Origin of the sequence: Microcoleus sp. PH2017_35_SFW_U_B (assembly GCF_020737865.1) — a bacterium.
In the GTDB taxonomy this organism is placed as follows: Bacteria; Cyanobacteriota; Cyanobacteriia; order Cyanobacteriales; family Microcoleaceae; genus Microcoleus.
Window position 1 is genome coordinate 65,322 of sequence record NZ_JAEQDE010000033.1, and the last position, 16,852, is coordinate 82,173.

11 protein-coding genes are annotated in these 16,852 nt (G+C 44.7%); 6 read left to right on the top strand and 5 right to left on the bottom strand.

What is annotated here, in order from left to right:
* The first annotated feature begins 64 nt into the window (after positions 1-64).
* Both chlG and JGK36_RS08260 read left to right on the top strand, forming a co-directional pair.
* Positions 65-1,075 (top strand): chlorophyll synthase ChlG, encoded by a 1,011-nt coding sequence (chlG, locus tag JGK36_RS08255; protein ID WP_293146994.1) that lies wholly within the window; start codon positions 65-67, stop codon positions 1,073-1,075.
* Positions 1,076-1,231: 156 nt separating this feature from the next.
* The gene (locus JGK36_RS08260) at positions 1,232-3,976 is read left to right on the top strand and encodes a transglycosylase domain-containing protein (RefSeq protein WP_293196684.1); all 2,745 of its coding nucleotides are present in this window, start codon (positions 1,232-1,234) and stop codon (positions 3,974-3,976) included.
* Positions 3,977-4,193: 217 nt separating this feature from the next.
* Here JGK36_RS08260 and JGK36_RS08265 read toward each other — a convergent pair whose 3' ends face one another.
* The 3 genes from JGK36_RS08265 to JGK36_RS08275 form a co-directional block, all read right to left on the bottom strand.
* Complete coding sequence (locus tag JGK36_RS08265; RefSeq protein ID WP_293190997.1) at positions 4,194-5,534, bottom strand: 16S rRNA (cytosine(967)-C(5))-methyltransferase; 1,341 nt, start codon at positions 5,532-5,534, stop codon at positions 4,194-4,196.
* Positions 5,535-5,733: 199 nt separating this feature from the next.
* Positions 5,734-8,889, bottom strand: coding sequence for a tetratricopeptide repeat protein (locus JGK36_RS08270; RefSeq protein WP_293196685.1), 3,156 nt, complete (start codon positions 8,887-8,889; stop codon positions 5,734-5,736).
* A gap of 373 nt (positions 8,890-9,262) precedes the next feature.
* On the bottom strand, positions 9,263-10,408 hold the full coding sequence (locus tag JGK36_RS08275) for a hypothetical protein (protein ID WP_293196686.1): 1,146 nt from the start codon (positions 10,406-10,408) through the stop codon (positions 9,263-9,265).
* A 316-nt stretch (positions 10,409-10,724) separates the two neighbouring features.
* Between JGK36_RS08275 and JGK36_RS08280 the strand changes: the two genes are divergently transcribed.
* Complete coding sequence (locus JGK36_RS08280; RefSeq protein WP_293192977.1) at positions 10,725-11,429, top strand: hypothetical protein; 705 nt, start codon at positions 10,725-10,727, stop codon at positions 11,427-11,429.
* Between the two features lie 803 nt (positions 11,430-12,232).
* Here JGK36_RS08280 and JGK36_RS08285 read toward each other — a convergent pair.
* Together JGK36_RS08285 and JGK36_RS08290 are read right to left on the bottom strand one after the other, a co-directional pair.
* A complete protein-coding gene (locus JGK36_RS08285) occupies positions 12,233-12,664 on the bottom strand; it encodes an NADAR family protein (RefSeq protein WP_293178233.1) in 432 nt (143 codons plus the stop codon).
* A gap of 48 nt (positions 12,665-12,712) precedes the next feature.
* Positions 12,713-13,426 carry a hypothetical protein gene (locus JGK36_RS08290; RefSeq protein ID WP_293178099.1) on the bottom strand — a complete coding sequence of 238 codons (714 nt, stop codon included), beginning with the start codon at positions 13,424-13,426 and terminating at the stop codon, positions 12,713-12,715.
* A 121-nt stretch (positions 13,427-13,547) separates the two neighbouring features.
* Between JGK36_RS08290 and JGK36_RS08295 the strand changes: the two genes are divergently transcribed.
* From JGK36_RS08295 to JGK36_RS08305, 3 genes are all read left to right on the top strand, one after another.
* On the top strand, positions 13,548-14,627 hold the full coding sequence (locus JGK36_RS08295) for a dipeptide epimerase (protein WP_293196687.1): 1,080 nt from the start codon (positions 13,548-13,550) through the stop codon (positions 14,625-14,627).
* 245 nt (positions 14,628-14,872) lie between these two features.
* A complete protein-coding gene (locus JGK36_RS08300) occupies positions 14,873-15,679 on the top strand; it encodes a Uma2 family endonuclease (protein ID WP_293178236.1) in 807 nt (268 codons plus the stop codon).
* A 94-nt stretch (positions 15,680-15,773) separates the two neighbouring features.
* Positions 15,774-16,823 carry a DUF1611 domain-containing protein gene (locus JGK36_RS08305; RefSeq protein ID WP_293196688.1) on the top strand — a complete coding sequence of 350 codons (1,050 nt, stop codon included), beginning with the start codon at positions 15,774-15,776 and terminating at the stop codon, positions 16,821-16,823.
* Positions 16,824-16,852 lie beyond the last annotated feature (29 nt).

Genomic DNA, 16,852 nt, shown 5'->3' on the forward strand with positions numbered 1-16,852 from the left:
CTATTCTACAGAATTATTAAAATGCAAAACGACACAACAGCAGATTACCCCTAAAATCACACTTATGTCTGACTCTCCTCCATCCCAAACTCCCCCAGAAACCGCAGCAGACAGTCCTCAAGCAGACAGCCGCAGTGCCAAAACTCGGCAAATGTTGGGTATGAAAGGGGCTGCTAGCGGGGAAACTTCCATCTGGAAGATTCGCTTGCAACTGATGAAACCGATTACCTGGATTCCCCTGATGTGGGGCGTGGTGTGCGGGGCGGCTTCTTCGGGAAACTATGTTTGGAATTTAGAGAATTTTGCGATCGCCTCCGCTTGTATGTTGATGTCAGGGCCTTTGCTGGCTGGCTACACTCAAACTTTGAACGATTTTTACGATCGCGACATCGACGCCATTAACGAACCCTACCGCCCGATTCCCTCCGGTATCATCTCGATTCCCCAAGTAGTTACCCAAATTTTGGTATTATTAGCCGCAGGCATTGCGGTAGCCTATGCTCTAGACTTGTGGGCGGGTCATGAATTCCCCATCATGACTGTTTTGACTCTCGGCGGTGCATTTTTGGCTTACATCTACTCTGCACCACCGCTGAAACTCAAGCAGAATGGCTGGTTGGGAAATTATGCCCTAGGTGCTAGCTACATTGCTCTGCCTTGGTGGGCAGGTCAAGCTTTGTTTGGTACACTAGATCCCACCATTATGGTTTTGACGCTGTTTTACAGTTTGGCAGGACTGGGAATTGCGATCGTAAATGATTTCAAAAGTGTCGAGGGCGATCGCCAATTAGGGTTAAAATCTTTGCCAGTGATGTTTGGCATCGGCACCGCAGCCTGGATTTGCGTGTTGATGATCGACATATTTCAAGCAGGCATTGCAGGCTACCTGATCGGCATTCACCAAAACCTTTACGCTGTCATTCTCCTGCTGTTGATCGTTCCCCAAATCACTTTTCAGGATATGTACTTTTTGCGTAATCCCCTGGAAAATGATGTTAAATATCAGGCAAGTGCTCAGCCTTTCCTGGTACTGGGTATGCTGGTAGCGGGTTTGGCACTGGGCCATGCTGGTTGAGAAAAATTTTGAGTTGGCAATTTTGAGTTAAATATTTTTAACCAAAAATAAACAACTCAAGATTATGCACAGTTTTCTTGAAGAAAAAATGTCAAATTAAAAATTAAAAATTGAAGGGGGTTAGCCTTTTTAATTTTTAATTTTTAATTTAAATTGATGAGGTTTGAAGGTCTGAACGTGTCAGAATTTTTCTCAAATATCAAGGATAAATTGAGTAAAGTCACTAAGGGAGTAGGCGATAATTCCGATCTAGAATCGCCAAATGCTGCCAATAGCACCGGGCTAAACTCATCGCAATCCCCGCCTGAATTGTCGGGGCGGATAACTGGTGAGCGATCGGAGTATGTGATATCAGAAGATGCTGAACCTCCAGAAGAGTCAGAATTAGCATCAGAATATTCCTACTCAGAACAGGATGAATTTCCCATAGTCAAGCGCGATTGGGAAGGATTGAGGCGCTTAATCGTTTGGTTGGAAATTGAACCTCAAGTTAGCAGCTTGCAAGAAAAAGGCAAGAGATTGTTGGGGCCGGGCTTGAGTTTGCTGGGAAATAAATTACCAGAACAATCTCATAGTAGCGAGTTGCCGGAAAATAGCGCACCGCCAAATACCGAACTGCAAATAAATACCGAACTACAGGAAAATAGCGCACCGCCGAATACCGAACTGCAAATAAATACCGAACTACAGGAAAGTATTGCACCGCCGAACACCAAACTGCAAATAAATACCGAAGTACAGGAAAATAGCGCACCGCTAAATACCGAACTGCAAATAAATACCGAACTACAGGAAAGTATTGTACCGCCGGAAGATAGCGCACCGCAGAAAAATACTAAAAAACGGCTCTCCAGGCGCCCTAAATTTTGGATAGGTTTAGGTGTTCTCAGTATAGGAAGTGGCGCTTTAATCTACGGTTTGTGGATTTTATACACCTTAGACAAAGGTTTGCCGGATGTTAACGATTTGTCGGCTTTTAACCGCGACGGGACGCTGACAATTAAGGCGGCTGACAATACGATTTTGTTGCAGTCGGGGCCGGCAACTAGAGATAAGCTGAAACTTAAGGAAATTCCCGAACTGTTGACTAAAGCTTTTATTGCGATAGAAGACCGCCGTTTTTACGAACATCGCGGGGTGGATTATCAAGGTATTGTGCGATCGATCGCTTCTAATGTGATAGCCAGAGATTTGGTGCAGGGCGGCAGTACAATTACCCAACAATTGGCCCGCGTGGTTTTTCTCAATCAGGAAAGAAGCCTTAAGCGGAAGGTTCGGGAAGCTCTTTTAGCTCAAAAAATAGAGCGGGAGTTGACTAAAGAACAAGTCTTAGAAAGATATTTAAATCTGGTTTATTTGGGTTCAGATGCTTACGGAGTGGCGGATGCGGCTTGGGTTTTCTTTAGCAAACCCGTCGATAAATTAACTTTGGCAGAGATGGCAACTTTGGCGGGTTTGCCGCCTGCCCCGAGCGAATATTCGCCTTTAGTTAATCCGGATATTGCTAAGCAACGTCGCAATATTGTGCTGCAACAAATGCAGGAAGCGAAGGTAATTACAGAGGCTCAGGCGAAGGAAGCCCAGGCGGAACCGATAAAAGTGAAACAAAGTCAACCGAAGCGATTTAAAGTAGTCGCGCCTTATTTTGCTAGTTACATTCGCAAGGAATTGCCGCGCTATGTTTCTAAGGATGCTTTGGAATCGGGCGGCTTGACTGTCGAGACGACGGTGGATTTGAAGTGGCAGAAAATAGCGGAACAAGTTATTAAAGATGCGATCGATGTTGATGGCCGCCGTCAGGGTTTTGAACAGGCGGCTTTGGTTTCAATAGAAGCTAAAACTGGGGAAGTTAAGGCCCTGGTAGGTGGCGGAAGTTTTAAAGACAGTCAGTTTAATCGGGCTACGCAGGCTTTGCGGCAGCCCGGATCGACTTTTAAGGGGTTGGTTTATGCGGCGGCTATGGGGGCGGGTTTTTCGCCTTACGACAGCTATGAAGATGCGCCAATTATTATCGACGGCTATCAACCGAATAATTACGGGAAAAAGTTTAGCGGTTGGCGATCGATCTCTGATGCTTTGACGAGTTCGGTAAATGTCGTAGCTGTCAGAGTGTTGATGGATGTCGGGTTTGAACCGGCGATTAAATTAGCCCACGATATGGGAATTAAGTCTAAATTAAGTCCGATTTATTCCCTAGCTTTGGGCTCGTCTGAGGTTAATTTGCTGGAATTAACTAATGCTTACGGTACTTTAGCGTCGGAAGGTAATTTTATTGAAGCCCACGGAATTACTAAGGTGATCGATCAGCGGGGAGATGTGATTTATAAGGCTGATTTTAAACCGAAGCGGGTTTTGGATAAGGATAGTGCGGCAATTACTACTTGGATGTTGGAGGGTGTGGTGACTGGTGGTACGGGCGGGCCTGCTTCTTTGGGCGATCGGGCTGTGGCTGGTAAAACTGGCACTTCGGAAAAGGTGCGGGATTTGTGGTTTATCGGTTACATTCCGCAGGTAGTAACTGGGGTTTGGTTAGGGAATGATGACAATTATCCGACGGGGGGAACTAGCGGTACTGCTGCTTACAATTGGCGCGATTTTATGAGTAAAGCTGTGAAGGGAATGCCGGTGCAGGAGTTTCCCAAGTTGCCTAAGTTGGAGGGCCGCAAAGGCAGTATTAAGGCGAAACCCGTCGAACCGAAGGAGATTATTCGAGGGATGATTATGAATGACGATGGTGCGATCGTCCCTTACAATCCCAATCCCGAACCGAAGCATCGCGAACCAGCTTATCAAGAACCAGCTTACCAAGAACCAGCTTACCAAGAACCAGCTTACAAAGAGCCGGCTTATCAAGAACCAGCTTATCAAGAACCAGAGCGTTATCAAGAACCGAGATATTAAGCAATAATTACAAGCAATTGCGATGTGTAGGGGCAGGTTCACCAATAATCCTTAATGAGTACCAACAATTGAAATAAACCTGCCCCCACCCAACCAACAATTTAAATGTACATTGGATTGATTGCAAGAATTGGAATTGGGAATTTTTAACCGCAGATTATGGCAGATTAACACGGATTAACGCAGATGTATTTGCGGACTTCAATCCGATCGCAATTTAATCTCGTTTCAGCCGCACCATAAAAAAGCCATCCATTTGATGCTTGTGCGGCCAAACTTTGACCCATCCTTCTGGTGATGGCTGGACTGGTAAATCAATGGTTGGCGGTTCGATTTGCCAGTCAGGATTGCTATCTAAGAACGATCGCACAACCTGTTCATTTTCCAAAGGATGAATCGTGCAAGTTGCGTAAACTAAGACGCCGCCGGACTTGACAAATGTCGCTGCATTTGCTAGTAATTCCGATTGCAGTTGCGATTGTTGTTGAATATTTTCGGGAGTGTGTCGCCAGCGGGCGTCGGCGCGGCGGTGGAGGGTTCCGAGGCCGGAACAAGGTGCGTCTAATAATACTCTGTCTGCTAGGTTGATAAATTCTGGGAAGTGGCGGCTGTCTCCGGTATGAATTTTAATAGATTTCATCTGGAGTCGATCGGCATTTTCAGCAAGTTTTTTGAGTCGGCTAGCGGTTTTGTCGCAGGCGTAAATAGTACCTGTATCCTGCATTAATTCAGCGCTGTGGGTGGTTTTCCCTCCCGGTGCAGCGCAGGCATCGATGATGGTTTCCCCCGGTTGCGGATCGAGTAAATGGGTGACTAATTGAGCGCTACTATCTTGAATTGTCCACCAACCTTCGCTATATCCGGGGAGATTTTGAATTGCGCCGGTGCTGCCATTTAGTCTTAATGCTTGGGGTAAATGGGGGATTCTGCTGGTTGAGATGTTCTGGGCTTGGAAGGCGGTCTCGATTTGGGCGATCGAGCTTTTTAAGGGATTGATTCTCAGGTCAATTGTGGGAGATTGATTGAACCATTCGCAGAGTTGTTCTGTTTCAGTTTCGCCTATTTGTTCGTTCCACAATTCTACTAGCCAGTCGGGGAAGCTGTGGAGAATTCCGAGGCGTTGGACTGATGATTTATAGTTAGTAACTGTTAATGGGTTTAAGTCGGTTTCGGTTAAACGGATATATTGCCGCAGCAAGCCGTTGACAAAACTGCTGAGTCCTGATAATTTGTTTTCTTTTGCTAGTTGAACGGTGGTGTTGACGGCGGCGGAGGGGGGAATGTGGTTGAGATATTGGAGTTGATATAGGCCTAAATGTAGGATTGTACGTAGATCTGGCGGTTGTTGGGAGGCTTTTTTGGTGGCTAGTTTGTCGATGATGAAGTCGATCGATCGCATTCTCCTGACGCTACCATAGACTAATTCTGTGACTAAACGGCGATCGAGGTCGTTGAGTTGAGAGTTGCGGAAAGTGCGATCGAGGGCGGCGTCTGCGAATGCACCGCGACGGTGGACTTCGCGGAGTGCGAGAAAGGCTATTTGGCGAGGATTTTGCATAGTTTAAGATATGGCGGCCGAGAAATCGGGTTTTTTACGATAATACTTCGTTACAGCCCGCAAATTCGATAAAAACCCGGTTTCTTTGTCGGAGTGCATGGGGCCGAGAAACCGGGTTTTTACGATAATACTTGGTTCGTACTCGAAGATTTGATAAAAACCCGGTTTCTTTGTCGAAGTCCCTAAATCCTATGTACTCTTATTCTACCTTTCCCAACACCAATGGTTCTAATAAATTGCGTTCTTCAATGGGAAGTTCTAACAAAACTCGTCTGTCGCCCTTTGTTTCCTTATAGCGGACAGCCGCATTCAGCAGGCGCATGGTAATTTGGAATTGTTCGTAGTTGCTGGTTGGTTCTTGCCACCATTCTAACCAAGTGCGGGCGGCTTTGTCGCTGGCCATTTCTGACATTAGCGCGGGGATATTTCGCACAATTCCCTGTCCTAAGATTGAGAGAAATTTGTATTTTTTGTAAACTGCAATTAGGCTAGTGATGTGAGTTTTAGATATCGTTGGATCGTGCGTGTTTGCGAATAGGTTTCTGATAATTAACTCGGCATCTTGTGAAGCAGCTTCTTTTTGATGTTCGAGGCGTTGGAATGCGTCGTCTAAGGCAACGATGCCTTCATCCCAACGATTTAATCCGAGAATGGCAATGGCACGATTGAAGAAGACATTTGAATATTTATTACCAAGTGCGATGGATTTATCGCAAGATATTAAAGCTTCTTCATAGCGGCCGAGATTATCTAGTACCCAGCCTCGGCTAGACCAAGCCCACTGATAATTAGCATCAAGTTCGATCGCGCGATCGTAAGATACTAAAGCTTCTTCATAGCGTTTGAGGTTTTTGAGTACACTGCCTCGATTAGCCCAATCCCACTTATCATTGTCGTCAAGTTCGAGCGCGCGATCGTAAGATATTAAGGCTTCTTCATAGCGTTTGAGGTTGTTGAGTACAATGCCTCGATTAGCCCAAGCCCACTGATAATTGGCATCAAGTTCGAGCGCCCGATCGTAAGATTCTAAAGCTTTATCATAACGTTCGAGGTTGTTGAGTACATTACCTCGATTAGCCCAATCCCACTGATAATTGGCATCAAGTTCGAGCGCCCGATCGTAAGATTCTAAAGCTTCTTCATAGCGTTTGAGGTTGTTGAGTACATTGCCTCGATTAGCCCAAGCCCACTGATAATTGGGGTCAATTTTGATCGCGCGATCTAAAGATACTAAGGCTTCATCATAGCGTTTGAGATTATTGAGTACAATGCCTCGCATACGCCAAGCCCACTGATAATTGGCATCAATTGCGATCGCGCGATCGTAAGATGCTAAAGCTTCATCATCGCGTTTGAGGTTGTAGAGTGCCCAGCCTCGATTAGCCCAAGCCCACTGATAATTGGCATCAAGTTCGATCGCCCGATCGAAAGATACTAAGGCTTCATCATAGCGTTTGAGGTTGTTGAGTACATTGCCTCGATTAGACCAAGCCCAGTGATAATTGGCATCAAGTTCGATCGCCCGATGGTAAGATGCTAAAGCTTCATCATCGCGTTTGAGGTTGTAGAGTGCCCAGCCTCGATTAGCCCAAGCCCACTGATAATTGACATCAAGTGCGATCGCGCGATCAAAAGATACTAAAGCTTCATCATAGCGTTTAAGGTTGTTGAGTACATTACCTCGCATAGCCCAAGCCCAAGCCGACTTATTATTGGGATCAAGTGCGATCAGCCGATCGAAAGATACTAAGGCTTCTTCATAGCGTTTAAGATTTTTGAGTACATCACCTTTATTAGCCCAAGCCCTCGTATAATTGGAATCAATTTCAATAGCTTTTTCTAAACACTCCAAAGCTTCATCGTGGCGTTTAAGCCTATTCAAACAATGTCCATTTTCCGACCAATCCTTTGCCTCACCGCGACTTGCTACCAACTTCTCCGCATAGGCTAAAGCCGAAACATCATCTTTCTGTTCCCGACAATATTCAATTTCATCATAATAAGCCTTCAGACGCGGATCTTCCTCATCTTTTGCCTCCAGCGCTCGCATATGATATTCTCGATCCATCACAGCATCAAGTGGAATCGGTTCCAAATTTCGCCGATACATAAAATGACCTTCTTTCTCCGCAAAATCAACATCCGCCATCCTCAATCCCAATCGCTGCTGCAACTCTTCCCGCGTATACCAAACCCGAATAAAATCCACAATTAATCGAATCGGTTGATTGCGCTGCTTCTTCACCTCCAGACAAAAACGCATCAAAGGTTCCCGCAATTCATACCACGATTCCCGTCCAATCTCTTCTTTTTTGACATAACCTTTTTCCGACAAATCTTTAAGTTGACTAGACACTGTTTGGTGAGTAATAAAACAGTATTTAGCAATTTCTTTCACTGGTGCAGCACCACCTCGATCGCACAAAAAGTCAACTATCTTTCGTTGCTGATTTGAAATATACTTCATCCGATCCTGATAGTATGGCGTGAGGCTATCCAGCATTTCCATGAACGGTTCCACCAATTTATCCAGCGATTCAGGAGTCATCAGAAAAGCCGAAAAAACAATATACACGCGAGGACTGCCACCAGAAAGGTAATGCACAACTTTTATGCGATCGCGCCCGGTTGGAGTTTGAATAAAAGATGCTAAATCGGTATTCCCTTCTAACTTAGCAATGTGATTCAACAAATCTACAGCATCATCAACCTTAAACTCATTTAATATATGTGAATAGAAGAAACCATAAAAAGGATTATCATAGAGTTTGACTCCATCAAACAAACTTTGTGATGTCGCCAAAATAGTCAAAAACGAATGATTTTGAATGTACGCCCTCAACTGCTTCTGCCCAAAATCTCCCAACCCGCTAAATACGTCCTCTAAATTTTCAACAATCAACAATAGCACCCGATTCCCAACAAACTCTCTCAGCAATTCTGCCGCCTGATATTCAGCTTGTTCCAGCGACAAATCATAAAGCTTTTCAACCTCATCATGTAACTGAGCTTTATATGCTGCGGGATATTCTTGAGCAATTGCCCGGAATATTCCCCGCAATAAATCCAAAAAAGATGCAATCCCCCATTCCTCTTCGCGCAACCACGCAATCAGCAATTTATCCTGCAAATCTTCCATCTTGGCAACGCGATGATAAATCAGGGAAACCAAGTGTGTTTTGCCAATGCCGCGCGGCCCGATTAGTAGTTGAAAATACTTGTTATCTGTTGTGGCGCTATCCCGGATTTTATCGACTAAATAATTTGCTAGTGTGTGACGTTGTACTAAGATATCTTCGAGGGTTTCTGGTGCCATTAAGCTCGGAGTAAATCGAGAGATAAATGTATTTTTCATAGATTGATTCGGTTGGTTATTTAGTATTATTGGTCATTATCAGAGTATTGTCATTGTAAGTATTATTAGTCATTGTCAGAGTATTGTCATTGCGAGTATTATTGGTCATTGCCACTATTATTGTCATTGCGAGTTATGGGTCATTGCCACTATTATTGTCATTGCGAGTGAAGCGAAGCAATCGCCTAGTCTCTGCGATTGCTTTCCTTCGGATCACTTACGCTAACGCTTCGCTCGCAATGACATAGAGAAAGTAGCCGTAAGGTGCGTCGCCCTGAGATTGTTGATTGAATTTATAGATTTTTCAAGGCGACACACCCTACGAGAATATTTTAATTTGTAGGGGCGGTGCCCCCGTGCCCGCCCTCCATGCTCAACATCTCGATGATTTCCAGTATTTTTGAATCAGCGGATAACGAAATTGAAATCCCAAATCACTCTTTTGGATATAATAATCTTTCTGCAAAAGAGTTAACACTTTCCTCGCAATTTCCTTGTCTTGAGTGTCCGGCTCTTGCTTGAGACGATTAAACAATTCATCAAATAACAAAGGCTGATTTGCAACCGCCAAAATATCTAGTAAATTCCTGGCATAAGGACGCTGTTTCTCATCGTAATAACTATCGATGCGCTCTGCATAATGTTCCATTTTCCAAGGATTCATTGGGTCATCCAAAGAATCAGCAATGATTGCTTTAATCGCTGCTATGTCCCCTGAACCACCGCGCAATTTGAGTTTAACAATTAAGTGGTGGATGTAGAAAGGAATGTTACTTAATTCATCAGCTATCGCAACAGCAGTTCCTTGGATATCGGGTGTGACAATATTCTCGCCTTCCAGCAATTTGCGCGCTAAAGTAGTTGCATCTTTAGCCGATAGTGGCGGCACATCTTGGGGATACATATCATTAGTCGGGTCATTTGTATAGCCCACTTTTCTCAGATCAGCAATCACATGATGCAAACCGATCGAACCTGTATAAACCATTCTAACACGAGGATACATCTGGCGGAGCGATCGCAAAGTATCGAGCAATTCCATCGCCGCTTCATCACCGATGTTACGCAGCATATATGGGAGTTCATCCCAAAAGAAGATGAGTGTGCTGTCTTGATTTTCTACCAAATCTGCGATCGTTTCAATCAGCAATGCTTTCCAGTGAGGCGCGGCAATATCGGGTAATTTGAAACCGCTAAATTCTGCTCCTCCCAATTTGCTTAAAAATTCGTGAGTCTTCTTAGTGGTGCGATTCAAAGGTGTTAAATGTGCTTTGACATCCAGAAAGACTGTGTTGACAAACTCTATGGGCGATTTTACATCTTCCAAATCGCGATAAATCGGCAACTTATTTGCGGTAGCTTCCGATCGCATCTTCTTAATTACCGAAGTTTTCCCCATCCTTCTTTCAGCACTCAACATCACACTTTGCTGCTCTAAAATCCCCCATAAATCAGAAATTAGCTTGTCTCTACCCATGACTTCGGCTGAAGCAATTTCGCCCCCTGGATTGGCTTTCATATTCTTTCCTTAATTATATTTATGTAATTTACTTTTTATATTGTACGTCTATTTTGACGTATATCGGGAATCGACCAACAAAATCGATCGAACTCCTGTGGGATGGGCATCTTGCCCGTCCCTGATTCTCCGGCTCTGTCTGGGAACCAATATCCAGAGACTCTGCCTAGCTTGTCTCTGATTCGCGGGAGGCAGAGCCTCCGGATCTACCTCCCCAGGCAGAGCCGGAGAACTACAAAAAAGGATATAAAAATCTGCAAAATCTTCTTGACGTTTTGTTACAATACGCAAAACTTGATATTTTAAACCACACCGGATGACCTTTTTCAACCCCTGTGAACCTCTAATCCGCTCCAAACAAGAACATCTCGACGTACAAGATCTCGCAGGCCTGTTGCGCCTCCGCTGGCAAGTCGGAGATATTACTCTTTTCTCAGGATTTTATACCCGCATTGACCAAACTTTTCTGCTTTGGGCTTTGGTGACGGCGGGGATTTTTTTCACGGCTCAGTTTGTCCCGCTTAGTTGGAGCTTTCAGGCGATTTTGTGGTCAACAGTGACTCTAATTGGCACTGCGATCATGGCTGTTTTGACTTTGTTTTGGGTAAAGGTTGAGCGGGTTAGCTGGATTCTTTACTCTTGGGCGATTTTGATGATTTCTGGTTTGATTTTGACGGATTGCAGTATTTTTGCGGGTTGGGGATTTTGGTTGCTGCATCTGTGCGATTTGTGGTTGGGGTTGAGCGCGATCGGCTATTTTTGTACTGGACTCGGTTTGCGATCGCGCACTTTTATCCTCATCGGGCTAACTCATTTATTTAGCATACCTCTATTAACATTCGTTGCCCCTTGGCAATATCTAACCACAGGGATAATTATGGCGGGATGTTTGCTGTTACTCTCAGAGTTGCAGTGGGATATGCGATCGCCGATCGACAATACGTTGCTGTGCGAAGAACAAAAAGAATTCAACCGAATTCAACAGCAACGGCGGCAGTTGGGCGCGAATGCAGCCAAATAACTCAAAAATCTTAACAGTCCGCAATCTTATAATTCGCTGAAAACTCACTTAAGCTGCGATCCCCGAACCTAAGTCTGAGAGAGGATTCCAAAAGTGCGATCGATCTCTTAATCAAAACAAAAACAGCATCTTTTAGATCGAAAAAGTGTAAAGAATTCTGTACAACAGGTCACAATTTAGAGAAATCGCAGAGAATAGAAACATACAGCATAAATAAAAAATCAACCTTAACCAGAACAGGAGTTTTGTTGTTTTACCTGTGAATCGCCAACCTAAGGAGAACGGTGTCCGGGAGGCGACTGGCGAAAAATGCTGTACTTACCACGATAAAAGTTAATTCTGGTTGACAGTAGTTGTCAAAACCAAAAAGTGGTGCAGGGTTTTTACCGTTTCCCCTGCTTTGCAGTCTCTGAGGAGAGGCTAAACCCTCTACTAGAACAGCCTGAGGAGATTGGCACACAATTTGACAGGTGGTCAGGCGGATGTTTGAGTTACCTTGTTTAATAAAATTGAGGAAATGCTCGCTTAGCAGCATTGCAGGACTTAGGATTAAATAAGTCCTGCTTTATCATAGGTTCGTAGTAAGGACTTTAGTCCTCCCTCTTGAATTTAGAAAGAAAGGACTGAAGTCCTGACTACAAACTTGTAGGTTATGTTTTACTCGCTACGTGCCTTTTCGCAAAAGGGTGCATCTGGTTTTGGAAGAGGGCGAAGCATGACCGTATATAAGTTATTAGTTCTAATCTCATATTGACTGCGGTCATGCTTCGCCCCTACAGATATATTTGTCAAACCCAGATACACTATCGCAAAATTTCTCGCACTTCCATTAAAATCTGTCCCAACATATTTTTGCCACTGCCATCTTTCCCACAACCCCAATAGTAATCTCCAGGTGCGTTTTCGACTATTTCTTCATCCCCGGTAGCGAGTAAAATTTCGCGGATATCGGCATGAGTTTCAAATTTGCGTAATACGCATTTTCGCATGATATCATCTTTGACTTGTTCCCAATCTTGGCGCAGGGGACGAGAGCGTTCGCGCCCCATTGTTGCTGCATCTTTCGGCGTTTTTGCTTGGCGAATTTGCTCGCAGTGTTCCGTTTGGGGAAACTTTTGTGCTTGAAAATAATGTTCGGTAGTCGGCCAGTATTCTCCGTCTAACTTGAATCCGTGACGGGAAAAGTTAGAGAAACTACCGTATTCGCTGCGAGTGCTGTAAAAGTAGATAGTCATAATGTCTCCGATTTCAACCGCCATAATAACTTGGGTCTACGGCCAGCTTTACCTATCTTGATTCTCCACTATCTTAAACTGCAAATCAATATTTTCAAGATGGGAACCAATGTAAGACAACAAAGCGTAGATAAATACGATCGTTCCCACCATTTCCAAAATTTCCTCAACCGAAGCCAGCAAACCGTAGATCAAAGTTCGCTGACCTACCGCATCTGCATAATAACCGCAAACCATTTCCATGCCAAGCGCTCCACCTACATATATACTGCCTGCGAGTAGAAATAAATCCCTGGTTTTTCGGGGTAAGTGCCAGAGAAACTTGAGATAAGTCAGCCCAGTAACTGCAACAAAAATCGCCCCCGGAATTACCCAAATGAAGTAAAAAAATCCCCCTAAATTCAGTGACTCTCGCAAGTCGTTAATAATTAATATTTCATGCAGGCTCAAGATTTCATCTAAAGAGAATAATACAAAGATGAACCCTAGTGCCTTCCAATGCCGAAAATATCGATCGCCCTGCTTCTGCTTGGCAGCAGCAATAATACCTAGCAAAATCCCGCAAAACAGTAAAGTAAATGACGAGTACCACGAGGGATAATTTATTTCTCTGTCTAAATTAAACAAATGAATCCAGCGTTCGCGATAGTTAAAACCGTAGCGCAGAACTTGTACGGTGAAACCAGCAACAGCAAAGAAGAGCACCCAAATGCTAAGAGAGAAGGCAACTCTCTTTGGCGAAACAGAAATAATGAATTTCATCGACTTTTTGGTAAACTAGAACAAGCAAAATAAAACTATAAAGTAAAAAATAAAAAATGCAAACATCCGCGCTATCCGTCTCTGCTGATTGTTCTGTATAAAAAAATACTAATAACTGAAAATGCGCGTTCAAATTCAAACCTTCACTGTCCGCAAGCGGTTTGCACTTACCATCAGCCGCGGTACAACAGCCCAAAGTACCAATTTGTGGGTAAAATTAACACACGAAGGTATCGAAGGTTGGGGAGAAGCATCGCCCTTTTCCACAGGTTCTAAGCCCCAAACTACCGAGAGTCTGCTAGCAGCATTGCAGGAAGTTGCACCGCTACTAGAAAAGTTTACTCCGTGCGATCGCCAAAAAGTCGAACAAATTTTCACAGAAATCGAGTTACCCTCCGCCGCCCGCGCCGGCATCGACATGGCAATGCACGACTGGCTGGGCAAAAAAGCAGGCTTCCCGCTGTGGAAAATGTGGGGATTAGATCGATCGCGCATTGTCCCCACATCAGTCACCATCGGCATAAATTCGCCGAGGAGTGCGAGAGACAGAGTGCGCGATTGGTTTGGCAAAGATGGGACAAATCCCGCCAGCATCAAATACCGCGCTGTCAAAATCAAGTTGGGAAATCCCGCAGGAATTGAAGCCGACAAAGCTATGTCGATCGCAGTATTAGACGAAGCGCCGGCTAACATTCAAATCAGTGTAGATGCTAACGGCGGTTGGAGTTTAAAAGAAGCAGTAGAAATGTGTCGCTGGCTGGAAAAATATAACATAAATTATGTCGAACAACCGCTATCACCAGTCGCGGATATGGCTGAATTCTCGGAACTTTACCGTCAATCGCCCTTGCCAATTTTTGCTGATGAAAGTTGCTTTAATAGTTCTGATATACCCAAGTTAGCACAGTGCGTCCACGGCATCAATATCAAAATGATGAAATCCGGCGGATTGAGCGAAGCAATGCGGATGATTCACACCGCAAAAGCCTGCAATCTGCAAGTGATGTTCGGCTGCTATTCCGATAGTGCGATCGCAAATACCGCAGCAGCACAACTTTCTCCCCTCGCTGATTACTTGGATTTGGACAGTCACTTGAATTTACTAGACGATCCTTTCAGCGGCGCAGTCGTTGAAAATGGGTGTTTGCTGCCAAATGGGCGATCGGGATTGGGAGTGCAGCGAATTGACCTTGTAGAATAGAAATATCGTTAAACAGTTGACAGTTGACAGTTGACAGTTGACAGTTGTAGCGTGCGTCGCCACCAACCATCACAAATAAAAATCGACCATTGATGAGCGACGCACCTTACTTACAGTTGACAGTTGATAGAGGAAGCACGAGGTTTTCAGGATGGGGATTTACAGCCAACCCTAAAAATATTCCACCTAAAGACGAGCGTTTTAAAACCATGAATTTCGATCAAAACAAATCTGGAGATACTATGATGCCAGTAGAATCAATAGGACAGGGAATTGATAGAGAAGCCAAGCTTTTTTTTGAAGAACACAAGCCGCCCACTGATTTAATCTTTGATGATGGTGCAGAAATGGAAAGCAACCGCCACCGCATAGCAATGACCGTTTTAATCCGTTCGGCAGAACAAGGTTTAGCTAACCGGAACGATTTTTTTGTCGGTGGCAATATGTTTATCTACTTCAGTGCCCAACAGGTTCGCAATCGGGATTATCGAGGCCCAGATTTTTTCGCTGTGTTGGGTGTTGACGGCAATACTTCCCGACAAGGCTGGGTAGTTTGGGATGAAAACGGACGTTACCCGGATATCATTGTGGAACTGCTTTCACCATCAACGGCTAATGAGGATACAGGCAAAAAAAAGGATATTTATGAGCATGTTTTTAGAACGCCAGATTATTTTGTCTTCGATCCTTTCGATCCGAATTCTTTGCAGGGATGGCGTTTAGATAATAATCAACGCTATCAACCGTTAGTCCCCAACGAACAGGGCTGGCTGTGGAGTCAAAGTTTGGGCTTTTGGTTGGGGACTTGGGACGGAATTGTCGATCGAGAAACAGCAACTTGGGTGCGTTTTTACGACGAATCTGGCAATCTAATTCTGTTACCTGAAGAAGCTGCTCAACAGCAAGTCGAAGCTGCTCAACAGCAAGTCGAAGCTGCTCAACAGCAAGTAGAAGTTGCTCAACAGCAAGCGGAACAGGAACGCCAACGAGCCTCGCGACTAGAAGCCAGATTGCGAGAATTGGGAGAAGATCCGAATGCTTTAAACCAGTAATCGCAAATCACAGCGAACAATCAATTGTAGATTATAGATTGTAGATTGTAGATTTAATCTACAATCTACAATTTTTCAGCTTAAAAGTGAACCAATGACTAAAAACTATCCTATCAAAAATGGCAAAGTTGCTATCTTGCTGCACGAGGGAATTCTCGGTACTTCCGGCAAAACAGGCTTAGCTTTTTTGCGCTACAGCGAAGCACCAATTGTAGCAGTAATTGACCGCCAATGTCCGGGACAATCTTTATCTGAATTAACTGGTATTCCTCAACAAGTACCGATAGTTGCTTCCGTTGCAGAAGCACTGCAATTTGCGCCGGATATTCTGCTAATTGGTATTGCTCCATCCGGCGGTGTTTTGCCGCCGGAATGGCTGCCAGAAATTAATCAAGCGGTAGCAGCAGGTTTGTCGGTTGTCAACGGTTTGCACGCGAAACTTGCACCTTTGATAACGGTTCCGTTAACCGAAAATCAATGGATTTGGGACGTGCGTCAGGAACCGAAGTCTGTTGGGGCGATCGCCTCTGCCGCCGCTGCTAAATTAAGCTGTCGCCGCGTGTTAACTGTCGGTACAGATATGAGCATTGGCAAAATGTCAACCAGTTTGGAACTCAATCGCACTTGTTTGCAGCGGGGTTTGCATTCCAAATTTTTAGCAACCGGACAAACGGGTTTAATGATTGGAAATGAAGGCATTGCTTTGGATGCAGTGCGAGTGGATTTTGCCGCCGGTGCTGTCGAACAAGCGGTGATAAAATTGGGTTCGGAATGCGATATTCTGCACGTAGAAGGGCAAGGTTCGCTATTGCATCCGGGTTCGACGGCGACTCTGCCGCTGTTGCGGGGCACGCAGCCAACTCACTTAATTTTAGCGCACCGAGCCGGACAAATTCACATTCGCAATCACCCTCATGTATCGATTCCAAGTTTGTCGAAAGTGGTTGAATTGTACGAAATGGTGGCGGCTGGTGCGGGTGCTTTTGTTGGGGCAAAAGTCAGCGCGATCGCTCTCAATACTCATCACTTAACTGACGCAGAAGCGCTGTTAGCAATAGCAGGAATTGAAGCAGAAACGCGATTGCCTTGTACCGATCCGGTGCGGTTTGGCGCGGAGGTGTTGCTGGGGGCGATCGCCAATTGAGATGCTACAATAAGTTACAACTAGCTCGG